The organism is Vespertiliibacter pulmonis (assembly GCF_013377275.1).
GTDB classification, from domain to species: domain Bacteria; phylum Pseudomonadota; class Gammaproteobacteria; order Enterobacterales; family Pasteurellaceae; genus Vespertiliibacter; species Vespertiliibacter pulmonis.
The window spans coordinates 893965-917476 of sequence record NZ_CP016615.1 but is presented as its reverse complement, the minus strand read 5'-3'; the positions used below and the strand labels follow the sequence as shown (position 1 = coordinate 917476).

Annotated in this window: 17 protein-coding genes; 6 read left to right on the top strand and 11 right to left on the bottom strand. The window is 38.9% G+C overall.

Annotated elements, in window-relative coordinates:
- Positions 1 to 41 precede the first annotated feature (41 nt).
- Together A6B43_RS04565 and xerC are read left to right on the top strand one after the other, a co-directional pair.
- A complete protein-coding gene (locus A6B43_RS04565; protein WP_124211349.1) occupies positions 42 to 1391 on the top strand; it encodes an MFS transporter in 1350 nt (449 codons plus the stop codon).
- A gap of 103 nt (positions 1392 to 1494) precedes the next feature.
- On the top strand, positions 1495 to 2403 hold the full coding sequence (xerC, locus tag A6B43_RS04560) for a tyrosine recombinase XerC (protein WP_124211348.1): 909 nt from the start codon (positions 1495 to 1497) through the stop codon (positions 2401 to 2403).
- 55 nt (positions 2404 to 2458) lie between these two features.
- Here the strand turns inward: xerC and A6B43_RS08855 are convergent, their stop codons facing one another.
- Positions 2459 to 5050 carry an autotransporter outer membrane beta-barrel domain-containing protein gene (locus A6B43_RS08855; RefSeq protein ID WP_124211347.1) on the bottom strand — a complete coding sequence of 864 codons (2592 nt, stop codon included), beginning with the start codon at positions 5048 to 5050 and terminating at the stop codon, positions 2459 to 2461.
- A gap of 134 nt (positions 5051 to 5184) precedes the next feature.
- Positions 5185 to 6657, bottom strand: a complete 1473-nt coding sequence (gene ilvC, locus A6B43_RS04550; protein WP_124211346.1) for a ketol-acid reductoisomerase — start codon at positions 6655 to 6657, stop codon at positions 5185 to 5187.
- A 244-nt stretch (positions 6658 to 6901) separates the two neighbouring features.
- Between ilvC and ppa the strand changes: the two genes are divergently transcribed.
- The 4 genes from ppa (at position 6902) to A6B43_RS04530 (ending at position 9413) form a co-directional block, all read left to right on the top strand.
- Entirely contained in the window at positions 6902 to 7429 is a 528-nt protein-coding gene (gene ppa, locus A6B43_RS04545; protein ID WP_124211345.1) for an inorganic diphosphatase, read from the top strand.
- A gap of 70 nt (positions 7430 to 7499) precedes the next feature.
- Positions 7500 to 8276 carry a M48 family metallopeptidase gene (locus tag A6B43_RS04540; RefSeq protein ID WP_124211344.1) on the top strand — a complete coding sequence of 259 codons (777 nt, stop codon included), beginning with the start codon at positions 7500 to 7502 and terminating at the stop codon, positions 8274 to 8276.
- A gap of 115 nt (positions 8277 to 8391) precedes the next feature.
- Positions 8392 to 9087 carry an AzlC family ABC transporter permease gene (locus A6B43_RS04535; protein WP_124211343.1) on the top strand — a complete coding sequence of 232 codons (696 nt, stop codon included), beginning with the start codon at positions 8392 to 8394 and terminating at the stop codon, positions 9085 to 9087.
- Positions 9087 to 9413: an AzlD domain-containing protein gene (locus tag A6B43_RS04530; RefSeq protein WP_124211342.1), complete on the top strand. Its 327-nt coding sequence runs from the start codon at positions 9087 to 9089 to the stop codon at positions 9411 to 9413. Before A6B43_RS04535 ends, A6B43_RS04530 begins: the two co-directional genes overlap by 1 nt.
- 97 nt (positions 9414 to 9510) lie before the next feature.
- Here A6B43_RS04530 and rpoC read toward each other — a convergent pair whose 3' ends face one another.
- From rpoC to modF, 9 genes are all read right to left on the bottom strand, one after another.
- Positions 9511 to 13791 (bottom strand): DNA-directed RNA polymerase subunit beta', encoded by a 4281-nt coding sequence (gene rpoC / locus A6B43_RS04525; RefSeq protein WP_124211341.1) that lies wholly within the window; start codon positions 13789 to 13791, stop codon positions 9511 to 9513.
- A gap of 149 nt (positions 13792 to 13940) precedes the next feature.
- Positions 13941 to 17969: a DNA-directed RNA polymerase subunit beta gene (gene rpoB, locus A6B43_RS04520; protein WP_124211340.1), complete on the bottom strand. Its 4029-nt coding sequence runs from the start codon at positions 17967 to 17969 to the stop codon at positions 13941 to 13943.
- A 315-nt stretch (positions 17970 to 18284) separates the two neighbouring features.
- On the bottom strand, positions 18285 to 18653 hold the full coding sequence (gene rplL, locus A6B43_RS04515; RefSeq protein WP_124211339.1) for a 50S ribosomal protein L7/L12: 369 nt from the start codon (positions 18651 to 18653) through the stop codon (positions 18285 to 18287).
- Between the two features lie 57 nt (positions 18654 to 18710).
- A complete protein-coding gene (rplJ, locus tag A6B43_RS04510) occupies positions 18711 to 19202 on the bottom strand; it encodes a 50S ribosomal protein L10 (RefSeq protein WP_124211338.1) in 492 nt (163 codons plus the stop codon).
- Between the two features lie 298 nt (positions 19203 to 19500).
- Entirely contained in the window at positions 19501 to 20190 is a 690-nt protein-coding gene (gene rplA, locus A6B43_RS04505; protein ID WP_124211337.1) for a 50S ribosomal protein L1, read from the bottom strand.
- A 4-nt stretch (positions 20191 to 20194) separates the two neighbouring features.
- A complete protein-coding gene (gene rplK, locus A6B43_RS04500; protein ID WP_124211336.1) occupies positions 20195 to 20623 on the bottom strand; it encodes a 50S ribosomal protein L11 in 429 nt (142 codons plus the stop codon).
- 167 nt (positions 20624 to 20790) lie between these two features.
- The gene (gene nusG, locus A6B43_RS04495; RefSeq protein ID WP_124211335.1) at positions 20791 to 21369 is read right to left on the bottom strand and encodes a transcription termination/antitermination protein NusG; all 579 of its coding nucleotides are present in this window, start codon (positions 21367 to 21369) and stop codon (positions 20791 to 20793) included.
- A gap of 1 nt (position 21370) precedes the next feature.
- Positions 21371 to 21793 carry a preprotein translocase subunit SecE gene (gene secE / locus A6B43_RS04490; protein ID WP_124211334.1) on the bottom strand — a complete coding sequence of 141 codons (423 nt, stop codon included), beginning with the start codon at positions 21791 to 21793 and terminating at the stop codon, positions 21371 to 21373.
- A gap of 171 nt (positions 21794 to 21964) precedes the next feature.
- Entirely contained in the window at positions 21965 to 23416 is a 1452-nt protein-coding gene (gene modF / locus A6B43_RS04485) for a molybdate ABC transporter ATP-binding protein ModF (RefSeq protein WP_124211333.1), read from the bottom strand.
- Between the last annotated feature and the right edge of the window lie 96 nt (positions 23417 to 23512).

Below are 23512 nucleotides of genomic sequence, written 5' to 3'. Positions count from 1 at the left end.
AAAATTAAGGCGATTTTTTTATTATCTTTTGGAGAAAAAGTATGCTTTCATTCTTACAATCAAAAGCAGGAAAACCTGTACCTGATGCAGAAATACTTGCCACCTATAACCGTCTAAGATGGCACGCACTATTTGGTATTTTTATCGGCTACGCCGCCTATTATATTTTGCGAAATAACCTACTACTCTCATCACCAGAGTTAATTAGTGAATATGGTTTTACCAAAAAAGATATTGGTTTTATCTCAGGCACAATGTTGATTGTTTATGGTTTAAGTAAGGGGGTAATGTCTGCATTAGCGGATAAATCTAATCCAAAATATTTTATGATTTTTGGCTTAGTAATGTCGGCGCTCGTTAATTTAATGATGGGATTTAGTGCTTCTTTCTGGGCTTTTTTATTCCTTTGTATGCTTAATGGGATTTTCCAAGGAATGGGGGCTGGTCCTGCCTATGTCGTGCTAGCCAGTTGGTTTCCTCGCAAATCTCGGGGCGTAACTACCGCTATATTTAATATTTCTCACAATGTCGGCGGCGGCTTAGTAGCCCCTATTGCAGGAGCAAGCCTTGCTTGGTTAGGGACAGAACATTGGCAAGCCGCTCACTTTATCGTGCCAACTGCGATTGCTGCGATTACCGCACTTATCTTTTACATTTTTGGTGCAGGGCGAACCTACAATGAAGGCTTACCGCCAATGAACCAAATCTTAAATAATGAAAAAGAAGAATTAGTCATTACTAAAGATGAAAATGTTAATCTTTCAACGTGGCAAATCTTCTCTCAATATATTTTAAAAGATAAAAATGTTTGGTTTGTCTCTTTTATTGATGTCTTTACTTATATGATCCGCTTTGGGGTACTGACGTGGTTACCGCTCTATTTATTAGAAACCAAAGGCTTTACAAAAGGGCAGATGTCTGCGGCATTCGCTATTTTTGAATGGGCAGCCATTCCTTCAACTTTATTCGCAGGTTGGATAACCGACACCTATTTCAAAGGAAAACGTATGCCATTAGCAATGATTGCACTTGTTGGCGTTGGTATTGCCTTATTTGCCTATTGGGGCGGAACTGATCTCGTTACAGTTACTATCGGAGCAGGGATTATTGGTTGCTTGATTTATGTACCAATGTTTCTCTCATCACTCCAAACTATCGAACTAGTGCCTTCATTTGCAGCAGGTTCAGCAACAGGCTTACGAGGACTACTCAGCTATATTTTAGGCAGTTTTTCAGGTACTGCATTATTTGGCATTTTAGCTCAAAAATTTGGTTGGGACGCTGGTTTCTATCTCTTATTATTTGCGGTAGTCGGCTGTATTTTCTGCTGTTATATGACCCATCTCGGCGTATTACAACTTGAAAAGAAAAAGTTAGCCAATACGCAGTAATCACTCAATAATAGCAAACCGCACCTTAAATGTGCGGTTTTTTTCTGCCTATGCTACACTCTTAGCCTACCTTATTTCCCTATTTTGCTAAGAGCCAGCCACAATGTTAGATCACTCACCACTTTATAACGACACACAAGCCTATTGGGATTTTCTGCGTATTGAAAAGCAAGTCAGCCCTCACACTTTGAGCAACTACCAACGGCAACTACAAGCGGTCTGTACACTACTTACTCAAGCTGAAATTACTACTTGGCAACAAATTGATCCGCCTATCGTCCGTTGGGTACTCACACAAAGTCATAAACAAGGGCTAAGTGCCAAAAGTATTGGGGTTCGATTAGTGGTTCTTCGTCAATTTCTGATGTTTCTCGTTAGACGTGGACAGCTACAAAATAACCCTGCGGTAGGAATAAAAGCCCCAAAAGTAGCAAAACATTTACCTAAAAATATTGAGGCTGAACAGCTGACTCAACTGCTAAATTCTGATCGAAACGAACCGCTTGATCTGCGTGATCTTGCAATGATGGAATTAATGTACAGCTCAGGATTACGACTATCAGAGCTACAAGGGCTAGATTTAGGCAATCTTGATTTACGTTCAGGAGAAGTAAAAGTATTAGGTAAACGAAATAAAGAACGCATTGTACCCATTGGTACAAAAGCGATTGAAGCAATACAGCGTTGGCTAAATGTGAGAGAACAGTTTAATCCGCAAGATAACGCACTCTTTTTAAATAAAAAAGGTGGACGCTTAACCCACCGTTCTATCCAATTAGTGATGGCAAAATGGGGAAAACAGCAAGGGCTAACAACCCACCTACACCCCCACAAACTTCGCCACTCTTTCGCAACGCATCTACTCGAAGCAAGCCAAGATTTACGAGCCGTGCAGGATCTACTCGGGCATAGCAATCTTGCAACCACGCAAATTTATACCCATTTAGATTTCCAACATCTTGCCAAAATTTATGATTCCGCCCACCCAAGAGCCAAACGGAAAACCAAATAACAAGCGGTTACTTTATGCAAAGTTTTGACTTAATCTTACCGCTTGTTCCTTTATCCTACCACTGGTAACGGTAATTGGCTTGAATGGCAAAAGGTTGATCCACTCGTTTACCGTTACTATTTTGAACTTCAAGCCCAAAGCGGTGTTTACCTGTTACTGCATTTAATCCTAAAGCCGTAGCAATTCTACCTTTGCTTGATGCAACATCAAAGCGGTACTGGTTTACATTCGCTTTGCTATGGTTATTATGGGTTGAAATGCCGTTAAGTTCCGCATATGGTTGTAATGACCAATCACCAAGCGCCATTGTTTTCCCTACTCTTGCTCCAACACGGCTATATAGTGAAGATAAGCGTTCTTCATCATTTTTGCCTGAGATCGTACTCCATGCAATTTGAGCATTTGGTGTAATCGACCACTGGTTCGCTAGCTGATAAATTTTTCCAATCTCACTTGAAAGGGTATAGGCATTATAATGACGGCTACCTGTTGCATTTGAGATCGATTTTAGACGGCTAAACTTCGCAATATTATCTAAATACAGACCGCTTGCATTATGGTAAGTCGCATAAAGCCCAACAGATTTTCCTGTTAATTTACCCGAACCATACTCGCCGTTGAAATCGACTGTTGAACGTTCTGTACCAACAAAACCACCTAAACGGACATTATCGCTCACTAATTTATCTGCCCCAAGTTGCACACCGTGATAACGCTGTTCAAACCCTGCTGTACGGCTATTTGAGGCAGTATCTGTTGCACTAAATTTGTTGTCTGAATTGATATTTCTAATCCAAACATTACCGTTAGCCCCTTGTTTTAATTCCCCTAAGCGTTGATGAATACCCACCAGCCCTTGTTCTAGCTGTAATAACTGCGCTTGACGTAAAGACACTAACGCATTTGATTTTTCGCTTAACACCACTCGTTCATTAAGATTTGTTGATGGCTGAGCAGGTTTAATTGGTTCAACAGGTGTGATTGGTGCAACTGGTTTCGCTGATTCAACTGGTTTTGCTGGCTCAACGGGTTTTGCTGGCTCAACGGGTTTTGCTGGCTCAACGGGTTTTGCTGGCTCAACTGGTTTTGCTGGCTCAACTGGTTTTGCTGGCTCAACGGGTTTTACTGGCTCAATGGGTTTTACTGGCTCAATGGTTTTTGCTGGCTCAACGGGTTTTACTGGCTCAACGGGTTTTGCTGGCTCAACTGGTTTTACTGGCTCAACGGGTTTTACTGGCTCAACGGGTTTTACTGGCTCAACGGGTTTTACTGGCTCAGCAGGTTTTACTGGTTCTTCTTTCTTGGTTAATTCCGCTTCTCTATTTGAGAGTACCCAATCGTTACTCTCTTTATTTAAACGGTAGCGATATGCCCCCGCATCTACATAATCCTTATCTTTTAAACGGAAAGTCGCATCACCATTGCCTGCTGTTTTTACTAAGGTTACTTTACCATTAGCTGATTGTGGCTCGTTGCCTGTATCATTTACGGCTAAAGTGTAAGCACCGTCCGCTTTCCCTGTAATAAGAATCTGATCAGATTTTTGATTGGCTAAATCAGTATTTAATGCAAAATTCCCGTTGCCTGATAAATTACCGATGGTGAATGTATAAAAATCAGCCGCCTTAATTAAATTAACATTACTATTTGTTAATGCTAAATTAGATATGCTTGGCAATATATCTGATTTTTTCCCATCGTCATCCTCTACATCTTTGAACATTGAAAAAGACCATTCAGAGTTATTTAGGGTAACATTCATAGCAGAGTGATTAGAATTTACATTATCTACGACTGGAGTACCGCCTAAAATACCATTATTTGCAATAACATCTATATGTTCTTCTAAATAACCAGCGCTATCTACAAATGCGAGTACTTCTCCTTTAACAATACTATTATTTAAAGTTAATTTTAAATTATAGTTTTTAGCTAAATGCTTCCACCAACTCTCAATAATAATAGTACTAGTAATCAGCTCTGAATTATTAACCAAAATAGTATTTAGCGAACTTTCATCTTTTGATGACATTCCTGCAAATATCCTTGATGTTCGTTGAATGCCTAATGTTACATTATCTAAAGAAATGGTAGAGTTTTCTAAATTTAGAACTTCCAAACTATCTTGACCATCACCTAATAACGTCAAATCTTTAATTGATAATGTAGAATTGTTTAACCTAAATAAACTAGACCATCTATCTTGATTATTTACTTTAAAATTACCACCCGCTAAAACTGCGGTAGAATTACTCATATTTAATGCAGAAATATAACCACCAAAATTATTTATTTCTACGTTGGTATTTTTAATTTGTGCTGTGGAATTTTCTAGGTTAATACCATAAATATTACTATAACGTTCAGATCCATCACCTTGCCCAGAAAAAGAAAAATTATTATTTTCTAAAGTAATATTCTGACTATTAATAATATCAACTATTGAATTTGATTTAATTTCTGGATTTGATTTAATTTCTGGATTAGCCATATTACAATTAGTCAATATACTATTTTGTTGTCCATCAATTCTTATTGTTTCTTTATTATTACACTCTACCGCTACGGCGGAATTTGCCGCAGCCATCGCTAACGCCACCAAACTTAATTTAGGTAAATAATTATTTTTAGCTACTGATTTACGCATTTTGTTATCCTATTTCTATCAATAAATACTCTTATACTGGCAGATTGAAAAGTTTTGCCTTAATCTCACCGCTTATAAAAATAAAGCCAGCATTTCGCTGGCTTGATTTTATCCTAAAAAGGTAAATTTCTCTATTAAGAAAGGCGTTTCATATCCGTCATATAGCCCCGTAATTCTTGGCCGATTAGCTCGATTGGATGATTACGGATTGCATCATTAACATCACGCAACGTTACATTATCAATTTCTACGGTTGGCGTTGGCTCACCAATATCGCCTTTTTGTAAGGTTGGGATTAACTTTTCACGCAGAATTGGGGTTGCCACGTTTGCAAATAAATAGTTACCATATTCAGCCGTATCTGAAATAACCACATTCATCTCATATAAACGCTTACGAGCGATAGTATTCGCAATTAACGGTAACTCGTGTAGCGATTCATAATAGGCAGATTCTTCATAAATACCACTTGCAACCATTGTATCAAAGGCAAGTTCAACCCCTGCTTTTACCATTGCAACCATTAAAATGCCATTATCAAAATAGTCTTGTTCGCTGATTCGGATATCATCGCCTTTTGGTGCATTTTCAAAAGCGGTTTGACCTGTTTCTTCACGCCATTTAAGTAAATTTGCATCGCCATTTGCCCAGTCCGCCATCATTGTTGCTGAAAACTCACCACTAATGATATCGTCCATATGTTTAACAAATAAGAAAGCTAAATCGGCTTTAATTTGCTCTGCTAACTCAAACGCACGCAATTTTGCAGAATTTGAAAGACGATCCATCATCAACGTAATACCACCTTGTTTTAAGGCCTCTGTAATTGTTTCCCAACCATATTGAATCAGTTTACCTGCGTAAGCAGGATCTTTTCCTTCAGCAATAAGTTTTTCATAACAAACGATAGAACCTGCTTGCAACATTCCACACAAAATAGTTTGTTCGCCCATTAAATCTGATTTTACTTCCGCTACAAATGAAGATTCCAATACGCCTGCACGATGGCCGCCTGTTGCAGCTGCCCACGCTTTGGCAATAGCGAGCCCCTCGCCTTGTGGATCATTCTCAGGGTGAACGGCGATAAGTGTTGGCACACCAAAACCACGTTTATACTCTTCACGAACTTCTGTCCCTGGGCATTTTGGTGCAACCATTACCACCGTAATATCGGAGCGGATCTGCTCACCAACTTCAACAATATTTAAGCCGTGAGAATAGCCTAATGCTGCATCTTTTTTGATTAATGGCATAACATCTGCAACAACTTTTGAGTGCTGTTTATCTGGCGTTAAATTGATGACTAAATCAGCCGTTGGAATTAGCTCATCGTAAGTACCTACTTTAAAACCATTTTCTGTAGCACGTTGAAAAGACGCACGTTTTTCTGCAATCGCTTCAGGACGTAAGGCATAACTAATATCTAACCCTGAATCACGCATATTTAATCCTTGGTTTAGCCCCTGTGCACCGCAACCGATAATGACAATTTTCTTACCTTTTAAGAAATTTGCTTCATCGGCAAATTCAGAGCGATCCATAAAACGGCAACGCCCAAGCTGATCTAATTGCTGACGTAAATTAAGTGTATTGAAATAGTTAGCCATTGTTGTGTCCTTATCTTATGATGAAATGTTTACTTAATGTATTAGCAGTATAACGATTTTTTAACATTGCAAAAAGTGATATTTTTGCTATTTATAATTGCAATAAATGCAACAATATAAACTTAGTTTTATGGCTGATATGGCAAATTTCTAGCTAAATCTTACCGCTTGCTTTTAGTTCTATTTTGGATCAGCTATAATTGCCTCGCTTTTTACACTAATTTTTAACAAGAAGGAAACCAAAATGGGCTTAGAAAATGTACCAGCAGGTAAAGAGTTACCTGATGATATCTACGTTGTAATCGAAATTCCAGCGAACTCAGATCCAATCAAATATGAAGTGGATAAAGAAAGTGGTGCATTGTTTGTCGATCGCTTTATGGCAACTGCAATGTTTTATCCTGCAAATTATGGCTATGTAAACCATACCTTATCATCTGATGGCGATCCTGTGGACGTTTTAGTTCCAACGCCTTACCCACTACAACCGGGTTCAGTTATTCGTTGCCGCCCAGTTGGTGTATTAAAAATGACTGATGAAGCAGGTGGAGATGCTAAAGTTGTTGCAGTACCGCACACTAAATTAAGTAAAGAATACGATCACATTAAAGATGTTGGTGATTTACCTGCATTACTAAAAGCACAAATCCAACACTTCTTTGAAAGCTATAAAGCATTAGAAGCGGGTAAATGGGTAAAAGTAGAAGGCTGGGAAGGTGTTGATGCTGCCCGCCAAGAAATTTTAGACTCATTTGAACGTGCTAAAAAATAGCAGCTAATTTACTGATGAAATGCCAAAGCATACTTTGGCATTTTTTATAAGCAAGAGATAAGAAAAGATTATGAAAACGTTCCAAAAACTGATTGTTACTGCATTTTTTTCTGTCGGTCTAACCGCTTGTGTAAGTACCTCAAGTATCAACCAAGAAGCCGCTAATAGCTATATGCAACTAAAGCAAAAAGCAAATGCAGAACACGCCATTGATACTACATCACCAACAGCAAAACGAATTCAAACAGTTTTTAATCACATCAAACCTTATGCTCAGCAGGCAAATACAACGGGCATACCTTTTCAATGGGAAATCGTGGTGTTAAAAAGCAATGAGCTAAATGCTTGGGCAATGCCGGGCGGCAAAATGGCGTTTTACACAGGGTTAGTTGATAAATTAAATTTAACCGATGATGAAATTGCAGTGGTAATGGGACACGAAATGGCTCACGCACTCAAAGAACACGGTAAATCTGACCGCAATTTAAGTGCGATTACAGGCATTGTTACTCAAATCGGAAAAATTGCCTTACAGACACAAGGTATTTCAACGGATTTAGGGGGATTTGATGCGATTGATGTACTTACAGAATATGGGTTGAATAAGCCTTTTTCTCGTAGCCAAGAAACCGAAGCTGATGAAGAAGGGTTAATGCTAATGGCAAAATCTGGCTATAACCCTGAAGCCGCACCAAATGTATGGCGAAAAATGGCACAAGTAACAGGTTCTTCTGGTGGGCTATTAGAATCAATCGCCTCAACTCATCCAACTAATGCAGCTCGCCAAGAAAATTTACAACGTTTAGTGCCGAAAGCAAAAGAATTATACCTAGCAAGTAAAAGATAAGATTAAATAGACGCATATTGTGTTTATTTTATTCAATACAAGCTAAAATCTCTATACAACAAGCGGTAACTTACTCATAAATATTGCAATTTTATTACTTTTCACAGAGGAAAATATGGCGTTTAGCACCGAAAATAGCTGGCAAAATGCTGCTAAATTAACCGCCCCTATTTTTATGGGCTACCTTGCTGCTGGTATAGCTTATGGTATTCTTGCAACCAGCGCAGGAATGCCAATGTGGTTCACCATTGCGATGTCTTTTACCGTATTTTCTGGCACAGCTCAATATGCAGCTATTCCCTTTTTTATTTCAGGGACAGGGCTTGTTTCTGTTTTTCTTAGCACACTATTGATTAGCTTACGTTTTATTTTTTATACCTTAAACATACGCCAAGATCTTCCTAAAGAAAAACTTAAGCGAACTCTTAGTGTCGCCTATATGACCGATGAGAACTTTGCACTACTCAGCACACTTTCACCCAATACTCGCCGAGCATTACTCCTCAAAACAAGCCTATTAGGGGTGCTTTACTGGACACTTGCCACCATTATAGGCATTGTATTAGGAGATTCTGCCTCACAATATATTCAACATTTAGATTTTGCTCTGCCTTGTTTATTCGCTATTCTTACCTATGAACAGTATAAAACTCAGAAGCAATGGAAATCTATTTTTATCGCACTTATTGCATTTTTATTGGCACATCAAATCAGTAATCAGTATATTCTGCTCATTGCTATTTTGCTTTCAATTATTGCCGTTGCCTTTCTGCCTCAATCTTTTCATCGCCCTAAACAGGAAAATCCATAATGGAAAATATCAATCTTATTTTAATGTTGATTGCACTCACGCTCGGCACACAGCTCTGTCGTTTTATTCCGTTAATTATCCCAAACTCACTACTTACACACCCCATCTTGCAAAAATTAAACAAAATATTACCGCTTGTAATTATGTTATTACTTGTATTAACAAGCCTAAATATACCTAAAACAACGGGTGAATATACGATGCTAATTGCACAAATTATTGCGTTAATCGGCGTATTACTCAGCTATAAATGGTTCAATAATATTTTACTTAGCGTTGGTCTTGGAATTTTGAATATCAATTTATTGCTATGGCTATTAGGCTGATATACAAGCGGTAAGTTATTCATACTTTTTATCAATTAAGTTAATAAAAAGCCCCAAGCATTTTCATGCTTGGGGCTTTTTAATCGATTAGTAATGATTATTCATTATCATCAAAATCCATTCCTGCATTTAATAATGCAGCCAGATTTTGGGTTGCTTCATCTGCAATAGATGTTTGTGTTTCAGCTTCAATCTCCTCAGCCGTTGCAAAACTTGAGGCAATAAGTGAAGATTCTGCATCAATCACTTCATTTTCAATACGGCGTTTTGAACGGTTTTGGTGATAAGCAAAACCTGTACCCGCTGGAATTAAACGACCCACAATCACGTTCTCTTTCAAGCCACGTAATTCATCACGTTTGCCTGCAACTGCAGCTTCCGTTAATACTCGTGTCGTTTCTTGGAACGATGCCGCAGAAATAAATGATTCTGTTGCAAGTGAGGCTTTAGTAATACCAAGCAATTCACGTTCAAACTCTACCAACGGTTTACCTTCTTCAGCACGCTTACGATTGACAATCTTCACTCGAGCAACTTCAACTTGCTCACCTGCTAAGAATTCTGAGTCATACGCATTAGTGATCACCGCTTTACGCAGCATTTGGCGAACGATTACTTCGATGTGCTTATCGTTAATTTTTACCCCTTGTAAGCGGTAAACTTCTTGCACTTCATTCACAATATAATCAGTTACTGCGTGAACGCCACGTAAACGTAAAATATCGTGTGGTGTTTCTGCACCATCAGAAATAATGTCACCACGTTGAACCATCTCACCTTCAAATACGTTGAGCTGACGCCATTTCGGGATCATTTCTTCGTACACTTCGCCTTCGGCTGGAGTAATTAACAAGCGGCGTTTTCCTTTGGTTTCTTTACCAAACGAAACGATACCTGAGATTTCAGCCAAAATAGCTGGCTCTTTTGGTTTACGTGCTTCAAATAAATCCGCCACTCGTGGAAGACCACCCGTAATATCTTTTGTTGCAGTCGATTCTTGTGGAATACGTGCTAATGCTTCACCTGCAAAAATTTCTGCCCCATCGGCTAAGGTTACAATTGCTTTACCTGGTAAGAAGTATTGTGCTGGAGTATCAGAACCTGAAAGTAAAATTTCATTGCCTTGTGCATCAACTAATTTTAATGCTGGACGTAAATCTTTACCCGCAGTTGCACGTTCACCCACATCTTGTACTACAACAGAAGATAAACCAGTCAATTCATCCGTTTGACGAGTTACAGTTAAGCCATCAACAATATCGCTGAACTTAATGTAACCACTTACTTCCGAGATGATCGGCATTGTATGTGGATCCCAATTCGCAACAACATCACCTACGTTCACTTCTTCGCCATCACGTTTTGAAAGCACTGCACCGTAAGGTACTTTATAGTTCTCTTTAGTACGTCCAAACGCATCAACTACCGTTAATTCAGTATTACGAGACGTTAAAACAATTTTATTGTCTTTATTGGTAACAAATTTTGCATTTGCTAATTTGAGTGTACCCGTATTTTTCACTTGGATACTTGATTCTTTTGCTGCCGCAGATGCTGCACCACCGATATGGAACGTACGCATCGTTAACTGTGTACCTGGTTCACCGATTGATTGTGCTGCAATAACTCCAACCGCTTCCCCTTGGTTAATTAAATGTCCACGTGCAAGATCACGTCCATAACATTTCGCACATACGCCGAAGTCAGTATTACAGGTTACAACTGAACGAACCTTGATTACATCAACGGATTCTGCATCAATTACATCACACCATTTTTCATCAATTAGGGTGTTACGAGGAATCAAGACTTCTTCTGTACCTGGTTTAAGTACATCTTCAGCAACCACACGACCAAGAACACGATCACGTAAGGCCTCTTTAACATCACCACCTTCAATAAGCGGTGTCATTACCACGCCTTCGTGAGTACCACAATCATCTTCTACGATAACTAAATCTTGTGCAACATCAACTAAACGACGGGTTAGATAACCTGAGTTTGCTGTTTTTAATGCCGTATCTGCAAGACCTTTACGTGCACCGTGAGTTGAAATAAAGTACTGAAGAACGTTTAAGCCTTCACGGAAGTTTGCTGTAATTGGCGTTTCAATGATCGAACCATCTGGACGTGCCATCAATCCACGCATACCTGCTAGCTGACGAATCTGTGCTGCCGAACCACGAGCACCCGAATCTGCCATCATAAAGATGCTATTAAATGAGGCTTGTTTTTCTGGATTACCTTCACGGTTAATTACTTCTTCCGTTGATAAATTTTCCATCATCGCTTTAGCTACACGTTCGTTTGCTGCCGCCCAAATATCGATTACTTTATTATAACGCTCACCTGCAGTAACAAGACCTGAAGTAAATTGATCTTGGATCTCAGCCACTTCGTCTTCTGCTGCCGAAATAATGCTATATTTCTGTTCTGGGATAACCATATCATCAATACCTACTGATGCACCAGAACGAGCAGCATAAGCAAAGCCTGTATACATAATTTGGTCAGCAAACAAGACAGATTCTTTTAATCCTAAACGGCGGTAGCTTTCGTTAATTAATTTTGAGATTGCTTTTTTGCCTAACGTTTGGTTAAACAGTTGGAATGGCATTCCTTTTGGTGCAATCATCCACAAAATCGCACGACCGACTGTGGTTTCTACTAATTGTGTTTTTGACTCAAACTCACCATTTGCTAATTTTTCAAACTCCGTTATACGCACTTTCACACGTGAATGAAGTTCTACTTGTCCCGTACGATATGCTTTCTCAGCTTCACGTGGGTCAAGGAAATACATTCCTTCACCTTTACCGTTTACTTTTTCACGGGTCATATAGTAAAGACCCAACACAACGTCTTGTGATGGAACAATAATCGGATCACCATTTGCTGGTGAAAGAACGTTATTAGTAGACATCATCAATGCACGAGCTTCTAGCTGTGCTTCAAGAGTTAATGGCACGTGTACCGCCATTTGGTCTCCATCGAAGTCCGCATTGAATGCCGCACAAACAAGTGGGTGTAACTGGATTGCTTTTCCTTCAATCAATAGGGGTTCAAATGCTTGAATACCTAAACGGTGAAGTGTTGGTGCACGGTTAAGTAAAATTGGGTGCTCACGAATAACGTCAGCAAGAATATCCCAAACAATCGGCTCTTCACGCTCTACCATTTTCTTCGCCGCTTTAATAGTTGATGCAATACCACGGCTTTCTAATTTTGAGTAGATAAATGGACGGAATAATTCCAATGCCATTTTTTTCGGTAAACCACACTGATGTAAACGTAAGTATGGGCCTACAGTGATTACTGAACGGCCAGAATAGTCCACACGTTTACCAAGTAAGTTCTGACGGAAACGACCTTGTTTACCTTTGATCATATCTGCCAAAGATTTTAATGGGCGTTTGTTTGAACCTGTAATCGCACGACCACGGCGACCATTATCTAATAATGCATCGACCGACTCTTGTAACATACGTTTTTCATTACGCACGATGATATCTGGTGCAATCAAGTCTAATAAACGTTTTAAACGGTTATTACGGTTAATCACACGACGATAAAGATCGTTTAAATCAGACGTTGCAAAACGTCCACCATCAAGTGGTACTAATGGACGTAAATCTGGTGGAAGCACAGGCAATACGGTCAGTACCATCCATTCAGGTTTATTGCCTGATTGCTGGAACGCTTCAAGTAATTTCAAGCGTTTTGTGATTTTTTTGCGTTTAGTTTCTGAATTGGTTTCTTGTAATTCTTCACGCAATACTTCGCATTGATGCTCTAAATCTAAATCTTTTAGCAAGGCTTGGATCGCTTCCGCACCCATTTTCGCTTCAAATTCATCGCCCCAACGCTCTTCTGCTTCTAAATATTGTTCTTCGGTAAGTAACTGATTTTTCTCTAAATCAGTCATACCTGGCTCGATCACGACATAAGATTCAAAATAAAGCACACGCTCAATATCACGCAACGGCATATCTAAAATTAAGCCGATACGGGACGGTAATGATTTTAAGAACCAAATATGTGCCACAGGACACGCAAGCTCAATGTGTCCCATACGATCACGACGAACTTTAGTTTGCGTAACTTCTACACCACATTTTTCACAAATCACACCACGGTGTTTTAAGCGTTTATATTTTCCACATAAACATTCGTAATCTTTTACTGGGCCGAAAATACGGGCGCAGAAAAGACCGTCACGTTCAGGTTTGAATGTACGGTAGTTAATCGTTTCTGGTTTTTTAACTTCCCCAAAAGACCAAGAACGGATCTTATCTGGTGAAGCTAAACCGATTTTAATCACATCAAAATCATCGTTAGATTTAGATTGTGCTTTCAAAAACTTGACTAAGTCTTTCACTTTTTTACCCCTAGTGATGTAGGTTTTATCAATGTCGTAACGGCTTTCCATTACGATATAAATGTTGTGCAAGCGGTTATTTTGCAAAAAACTTTGTCAATCTAACCGCTTGTTTGCCCGCTTTTGGACTTTACTTACTGAAATATAGACTAAGCTTCGTCTAACTCCATATCAATACCTAATGCACGGATCTCTTTCGTAATTACATTAAAGGATTCAGGCATTCCCGGTTCCATATAGTGCGTACCATCTACGATATTTTTATACATCTTCGTACGACCATTTACATCGTCCGATTTCACTGTAAGCATTTCTTGTAAGGTATAAGCCGCACCGTATGCTTCTAACGCCCAAACTTCCATCTCACCGAAACGCTGACCACCGAACTGAGCTTTACCGCCCAATGGTTGTTGAGTAACAAGACTATAAGAACCTGTTGAACGAGCGTGCATTTTATCATCAACTAAGTGGTTCAATTTAAGCATATACATATAACCTACGGTTACTGGACGCTCAAATTTCTCACCCGTACGTCCATCATACAACGTAATCTGACCGCTTGTTGGTAAACCACCTAATTCAAGTAAGCCTTTAATTTCACTTTCGTGCGCACCATCAAATACTGGGGTTGCAAGCGGTAAGCCTTTACGTAAATTTTGCGCTAAGGTCATCACTTCTTCATCTGTGAATTTGCTTAAATCAACCACTTGCGAGCCGTGCCCTAAATCGTAGGCCTTTTGCATATATTCACGCAATTTCGCAATAGATTGTTGTTGCTTAATCATCGCATTGATTTGATCACCAATACCACGAGCAGCAAGTCCTAAATGGGTTTCAAGGATCTGACCGATATTCATACGAGAAGGTACACCCAGTGGGTTTAATACAATTTCAACTGGCTGACCATTTTCGTCATATGGCATATCTTCCACAGGGTTAATTTTAGAGATAACCCCTTTATTACCATGACGACCCGCCATTTTATCCCCTGGCTGAATTTGGCGTTTTACCGCAAGGTAAACTTTAACTACTTTTAATACACCTGGTGCTAAATCATCACCTTGGATAATTTTATTACGTTTAATTTCAAGTTTACGTTCAAATTCTTTGCGTAATTCTTCGTGCTGTTCAGCAAGCTGTTCAAGCTGATTTTGCTTAGCTTCATCTTCTAAAGTTTGCTCTAACCATTTTTCACGAGCCATTTTATCTAACGTTGCTTCAGCAATTCCGCCTTCAACTAACACATTATGTACACGAGTGAATAAACCAGCTTCTAAGATTTCAAGTTCTTCAACTAAATCTTTTTTCGCTTCACGCAACTGCATTTCTTCAATGTCTTTTGCACGTTTATCTTTCTCTACACCATCACGAGTAAAGACTTGAACGTCAATAATTGTCCCTGATGTTCCATTTGGTACACGAAGTGAAGAGTCTTTTACATCAGAAGCTTTTTCACCGAAAATTGCACGCAATAATTTTTCTTCCGGTGTTAATTGAGTTTCACCTTTAGGGGTAACTTTACCCACTAAAATATCACCACCCTTAACTTCTGCACCAATGTAAACAATACCTGATTCATCAAGTTTACTTAATGCTGATTCGCCGACATTTGGAATGTCCGCAGTAATCTCTTCAGATCCTAATTTTGTATCACGAGCTACACAAGATAATTCTTGAATATGAATGGTAGTAAAGCGATCTTCTTGTACAACACGCTCAGACACTAACATTGAGTCTTCAAAGTTATAACCGTTCCAAGGCATAAATGCGACACGGATATTTTGACCTAATGCTAATTCACCTAAATCAGTTGATGGACCATCAGCTAAGATTTCACCACGCTCTACTGGCTCACCCAATTTCACACAAGGAATTTGGTTAATACAGGTATTTTGATTTGAACGGGTATATTTAATTAAGTTATAAATATCAATACCAGCTTCGCCTGCAATGGTTTCATCTTCATTGACTTTTACAACGATACGAGAGGCATCAACATATTGAACCATACCACCACGTTTAGCCACAACGGCAACGCCCGAGTCTAATGCCACTGCTTTTTCGATACCTGTACCAACTAATGGTTTATCTGCACGTAATGTTGGAACAGCTTGACGTTGCATGTTTGCACCCATTAAAGCACGGTTCGCATCGTCATGCTCAAGGAACGGAATCAATGCTGCTGCAACAGACACAACTTGTTGTGTTGAAACGTCCATATATTGAACATCTTCAGGGCGATATAAGCCAGATTCTCCGTGTTCACCACGACAAGTTACATAAGTATCTGTAAAACGGAAGTCATCATCTAAATTTGAGTTTGCCTGTGCAATAACGTAGTTGCCTTCTTCAATTGCAGAAAGGTATTCAATTTCTTCCGTAACTTGACCATCAACCACTTTACGGTATGGTGTTTCTAAGAAACCATAATCATTAGTACGAGCATACACAGAAAGTGAGTTGATCAAACCGATATTCGGACCTTCAGGCGTTTCGATTGGACAAACACGACCATAGTGAGTTGCGTGAACATCTCGCACCTCAAAACCTGCACGCTCACGGGTTAAACCACCCGGTCCTAATGCAGAAATACGGCGTTTATGGGTAACCTCTGAAAGCGGGTTGTTTTGATCCATAAATTGCGAAAGCTGAGACGAGCCAAAAAACTCTTTCACTGCAGCTGAAATTGGTTTAGCGTTAATTAAATCTTGTGGAGAAACGCCATCTAAATCACCTAATGAAAGACGTTCACGAACAGCACGCTCAACACGTACTAAACCGATACGGAATTGGTTTTCTGCCATTTCGCCCACAGAGCGAATACGGCGGTTGCCTAAGTGATCGATGTCGTCCACTTCACCATTACCATTACGGATATCGATCAATTTCTTCATTACATCAATAATGTCGCTTTTACTTAAAATTCCCGTACCGACACCTTCTGGAATGCCTAATGAACGGTTGAATTTCATACGACCTACCGCAGAAAGATCATAGCGGTCTGTTGAGAAGAACATATTGTCAAATAAGGCTTCTGCCGCTTCTTTCGTTGGTGGTTCACCTGGACGCATCATACGGTAAATTTCAACTAATGCACTTAAACGGTCATAAGTTGGATCAACACGCAATGTTTCTGAAATATAAGCACCGTGATCTAAATCATTGGTAAACAATACTTCAATTTGGTGATAACCTGCTTGAACCAATTTTGCTAATAGCTCAAGGGAAATTTCAGTATTTGATGGGCAAATAATTTCGCCAGTATCTAAATCAATATAATCTCTTGCAGTTACTTTACCGACAATATATTCAGTTGGTACTTCAATTTGCGAAATATTATCTTTTTCTAATGCTTTGATATGGCGGGCAGTAATACGACGACCACTTTCCACATAAACTTTACCATTGGCTTCAATATCAAATGCAGCCATTTCACCACGCAAACGTTCTGGCACAAGTTCCATTAATAATTTATTATCTTTTACATCAAAGATAATTTTATCGAAGAACATATTCAGAATTTCTTCCGTTGTATAGCCTAACGCACGCAAAATAATAGTTGCGGGTAATTTACGGCGACGGTCGATACGTGCATATAAATTATCTTTCGGGTCAAATTCAAAATCTAACCAAGAACCACGATAAGGAATAATGCGTGCGTTATATAACACTTTACCTGATGCATGGGTTTTACCTTTGTCTGAATCAAAGAATACGCCCGGGCTACGGTGTAATTGTGAAACGATAACACGTTCAGTACCATTGATTACAAAAGTACCGTTATCGGTCATCAATGGGATTTCACCCATATAAACATTTTGTTCTTTAATATCTTTTACCGTGCCTGCCGCAGCTTCACGATCAAAAGTAACTAAACGTAATTTAACACGGAGAGGGGCTGCATAAGTTGTGCCACGAATTTGACATTCACGCACATCGAACGCTGGCTCACCTAGTTCATAAGAAACGTATTGTAATTCAGTCGAACCGTTGTTGCTGACAATCGGAAAAACTGAACGGAATGCCGCTTCTAAACCTTGTTGTCCTTCAGGATCTCTTTTGATAAATTTATCAAAAGAATCAAGCTGAATGGTTAATAGATAAGGTACGTTAAGAACCTGTGGACGTTTACCAAAGCTCTTACGAATACGCTTTTTCTCGGAGAATGAGTATGCCATTTTTAGATAGCCTCTGATTTTTTTATTGGTTATTGAATTCACAATCCGCCTGTAAGACTGGCTGGAAGTGGCATTTAAAATAGGGTACGAGATGTTATTTTCTAATCAGGGAACAGGGGTCAAAAATCACTACCTCACTGGCGTTTGATTAGGTCAGGATATGCAAAATACAGTCTAATCTGACCGCTTGCAAAATCAAATAATTAGATAAATTAAAACAACAGGACAAATTTATCCAAAATATTTAAGCACAAAATGGCTGATGGAAAACCACCAGCCATAACAGCTTTAAAAGGCTGACAAATTTAATCAAAATTATTTGATTTCTACTTGTGCACCAGCTTCTTCTAATTCTTTCTTAAGCGCTTCAGCTTCAGCTTTAGAGATACCCTCTTTTAATGCTGCTGGAGCAGACTCAACTAAGTCTTTCGCTTCTTTTAAGCCTAAGCCAGTTGCACCACGTACTGCTTTGATTACAGCAACTTTGTTTGCACCTGCGTTAGCAAGAATTACATCAAATTCAGTTTTCTCTTCTGCTGCTTCTGCTGGACCTGCTGCTACTGCAACTGCTGCTGCCGCTGCTGACACACCAAATTTTTCTTCCATCGCTGCGATTAATTCAACGATTTCTGATACTGATTTAGAAGCAATCGCTTCAATAAGTTGTTCGTTAGTTAAAGACATAACAATCAATTCCTAAAGTAAATAAGTTAAACGAGTTAAGAATACGGCGAATAAAAATTATGCCGCTTCTTGTAATTTGTCGCGTAATGCTGCAAGAGTGCGAACAAGTTTGCCTGCCGCAGCTTCTTTCATTGTGCCCATTAAACGTGCAATTGCTTCTTCGTAAGTTGGTAATGTTGCTAAGAAATCAACATCTTGTACTTTACCTTCAAAGGCTGCACCTTTAATTTCAAACTCTTTGTTTGTTTTTGCAAAATCTTTGAACAAACGTGCTGCAGCACCAGGGTGTTCAGTTGAGAATGCAATAAGAGTTGGACCAGTAAACGTATCAGTTAAACACTCAAATTCAGTTCCTTCAACCGCACGACGTAATAATGTATTACGCACAACACGCATTGAAACACCTGATTCACGTGCTAATTTACGTAACTCAGTCATTTTTTCTACAGTAACGCCACGAGAGTCCGCAACCACCGCAGAAAGGGCACCTTTGGCAGCTTCGTTTACTTCAGCAACAATCGCTTGTTTGTCTTGAAGATTTAATGCCATTGGTTTTAGCTCCTGATACACTCCACAAAATGCGTGGAATTTACAAAAAATCTCAAAAATGTAACCGCTTACACTACTGATAGTGCAAACAATGCTTTTGAGCCTAAGGTGTCCAGAAGCAGAAAATTCTGTCTGTTCACCATCTATGTAGGATAAAAATTAAGTGTTCACACACTCCTACAGTCTTAGACGGGGCTTGAGTTTGGCCAAGCACCATCAATAATGACCATCTATGGTCAAAATAAGTCAAAGATTATAAGGATAATCCTTGACTTTGTAAAGATTAATTTATCAACAATTAAAGTGAAGATTGATCCACTTGTACGCCTGCACCCATAGTGGTTGAAAGGCTTACTTTTTTAAGGAATACACCTTTAGCTGTTGTTGGTTTTGCTTTTGCAATAGCCGCTAACAATGCTTGAAGGTTTTCTTTTAATTGCTCTGGAGAGAAATCTGCTTTACCGATAGTTGTATGGATAATACCATTTTTATCATTACGGTAACGAACCTGTCCTGATTTTGCATTTTTAACTGCTTCAGCAACGTTAGGCGTTACAGTACCTACTTTCGGATTTGGCATTAAACCACGTGGACCAAGGATTTGACCTAATTGACCTACAACACGCATTGCATCTGGTGATGCAATAACAACGTCAAAGTCCATTTCGCCTTTTTTCACTTGTTCCGCTAAATCTTCCATACCTACTAAGTCTGCACCCGCAGCTTTTGCTGCTTCTGCATTTGCACCTTGAGTAAATACAGCAACACGAGCAGTACGACCTGTACCGTGTGGTAATACAGTTGCACCACGTACGTTTTGATCTGATTTACGAGGGTCAATTCCTAAATTTACTGCAACATCAACGCTTTCAACAAATTTTGCAGTTGCAAATTGTTTTAATACTGCGATTGCATCAGAGATTTCATAGGCTTTAGTAGAATCTACGCCAGCTTTGATTGCTTTCATTTTTTTAGTCAATTTAGCCATCGTATTAGTCCTCCACCACTAAGCCCATTGAACGTGCTGTGCCTTCAATAGATTTCATCTTAGTTTCAATCGTTGCACCAGTCATATCTGCTGATTTAGTTTCAGCGATTTGACGGATCTGTTCTTTAGTTACTTTACCTACTTTGTCTTTATTTGGTTTCGCAGAACCAGATTTAAGACCTGCCGCTTTTTTCAATAATACTGCTGCTGGTGGAGTTTTAGTAACGAAAGTGAAAGAACGGTCTGCATATACAGTGATTACAACTGGAATTGGTAAACCTTTTTCTAAGCTCTCAGTACGAGCATTGAACGCTTTACAGAATTCCATAATATTTACACCTTGTTGACCTAATGCAGGACCAACTGGTGGCGATGGGTTAGCCATACCTGCTGCAACTTGCAACTTAACGTAGGCTTGTACTTTCTTTGCCATTTTAGCTTCCTCTGAAATGGGTATTAACGCTAGTTGAACTAGCTCCCCTGTTACACAAAAATACGAGCTAGATGCACTAGCTCGTAGATAGACTGGTAATTCTACTTAAGACTAGATTGTTTTTCAAGCATTTTTATTATAACAACCTAGCTTAAATCAGAATTAAATTAACCGTTATTTTTTTCTACCTGATTAAACTCAAGCTCAACTGGCGTTGCTCGCCCAAAGATCGATACAGACACTTTCAAGCGACCTTTTTCGTAATCCACTTCTTCCACTGTACCATTGAAATCAGCGAATGGACCTTCCGTAACACGAACTTCTTCACCCGGTTGAAACTCTTTTCTATGACGAGGTTTATCTGCCGTTTCTTGTACACGGTTTAAAATACGATCTGCTTCTTTTTGCGAAATAGGTGCAGGCTTATCTGCTGTTCCACCAATAAAGCCCATTACACGAGGTACACTTTTTACCAAATGCCACGTATCATCATTCATTTCCATCTGTACTAATACATAACCAGGAAAAAATTTACGCTCTGTTTTACGACGGCGACCACCAACATTTTCAACGACTTCTTCGGTTGGTACTAATACTTCACCAAACTGCTCTTCCATATTATGTAGCTTGATATATTCACGCAATGTAATCGCTACACGTGATTCAAAACCTGAAAACGCTTGTAAAACATACCAACGCATTCTTGTAGGCTCTTTTACTTCATATTCTTGTTCAATCTCACTCATTTTAGAACCTCAAGTTTGTTAAAAATGTAATAACAGAAACAATAATTGAGTCAATTCCCCATAATGCTAACGCTACTACTACACAGATAGCCGCAACAATCAAGGTAGTTTGTGTTGTTTCTGGGCGTGTTGGCCACACAATTTTACGCAATTCTTGACGAGATGATTTAACAAAACCAATCGCTTTTTGACCTTGATTGGTAATAGCCGCAATACCAACGCCACCGACTAATAGCACAACGAGCAATAAAATACGTACGATAAATGAAAAATGGCTTGCAAAATAAGTATTACCAACAGCAGCAACTATAATTAACGCAATAGATAGCACCCATAAAATGCGATTAACGCCCTTACTTTTACCTTCTTGACCCTTCGCTTTATCCGCTACATCTGGGTGTTTTGTTTGAATTTCTTTAGACATAGACAACCTAAAATTTTTAATTAAAAAACTTATACTTTTCAAAGCGTGCAATTCTAGCATTTTCTGCTTTGCTTGCCACGATCTTTTCTCACTTTTGTGTAAATTCCTTTGTGCTTTCGCAAAACTTTAGTCAGAACTCACCGCTTGTTGAGATATTATCTGCAAAAAATTCTAGCCATTTACTCTTCGTTTAACATATTGATAACCTTGTTCTTTAGGAACGAATTCAAATAAATGCGTAATACAATCCGGCGCATCTTGGTCTTGATGTGAAACAAACAATAATTGTGTTTGACTATTTTGAACAAGCTGATCAATAAACTGCTTGACTAATTTGCGATTAATACCATCTAACCCCTGCAATGGTTCATCTAAAATTAAAATTGGTGGGTGTTTAACCATTGCTCGTGTAATAATTAATAGCCGTTGTTGTCCCCAAGAGAGAGAACGAAATGGCTTATTTGCTAATGTAGTAAAATTTAACCGAGCTAGCCATTCATCAGCTTTTAATCGCAAAGCTTCTGATACTTTTTGATATACGCCAATTGAGTCAAAAAAACCCGATAATATCACATCTCGTACACTGCAATTTACCCGATAATCCATATGTAATTGACTGCTAACATAGCCAATATGCTTTTTGATATCCCAAATTGTTTCACCTGAACCTCGTTGTTTACCAAACAAAATAACATGATTAGCAAAAGATTGTGGGTGTTCACCTGATAAAACAGCCAATAACGTTGATTTTCCTGCTCCATTAGGGCCTTTTATCCACCAATGCTCTTTAGAACTTACCGTCCACGACAATTTATCTAAAATAAGTTTATCTCCATATTGAATAGTAACCTCTTTTAGATCAAAAGGCGGAATGTTCACAGGAAGCTGTTCAGTAGGTGCTACGCTCGCTGGTAATTGTGCTACTACCGCTTGCTCTGCATAAACTAACTGCTGAAAAACCGAATCCTGCTCAATATCAGCACGCTCTCCTTGTAAAATCACACTCAAATTATCAAGTAACGCTAAATGAGTTGCACAATCTGGAATATCGTTTAACCGATTGACAATCAATACCAATGCCATTTGTGGTTGCAATTCAGCAAGTAAAGCTAACCACTCTTGTACCGATTGTTGATCTAATCCCTCAAAAGGTTCATCTAAAATCAACAAATCGGGTTCACTGACTAATAATTGGCAAAGTAGGACTTTTCGGCTTTCGCCCGTAGAAAGCTGAATAAAAGGGCGATCGAGTAATTGAGTTATCTTTAATTTATCTATATAAAAATCGCACAATGCTCTATTTTTATTATCACTTAAAATAATTTCACGGGCAGTTAGACCAAAATCATCAGGGCTAACTGCATCATTATTGCGAGCGTTGAATATTGCCTCAATAATTTTTTGCTGACTTTCAAATGAAGACAATGCAACTTTTGCAAAATTAGTCGTAAACTGACCGCTTACAAGCGGTAAGTTACCTGCTAAACTTTGTGAAAATAGTGTTTTACCACTCCCATTCCCGCCAGCTACTGCCCAAAAATCACCCATTTGAATAGCTAACTGTTCAATAGATAAAATCTGTTTTTGCCGTTGAAATTGTGCCTGTTGAAGCTGAAGTGCCATATTCTCTCTTTACCTTATATATTACTCTTACTTATTCTCTAAAAAATAACCGCTGATTATATATCAACGGTTATATTTTCTTAAAAAACAAAGATT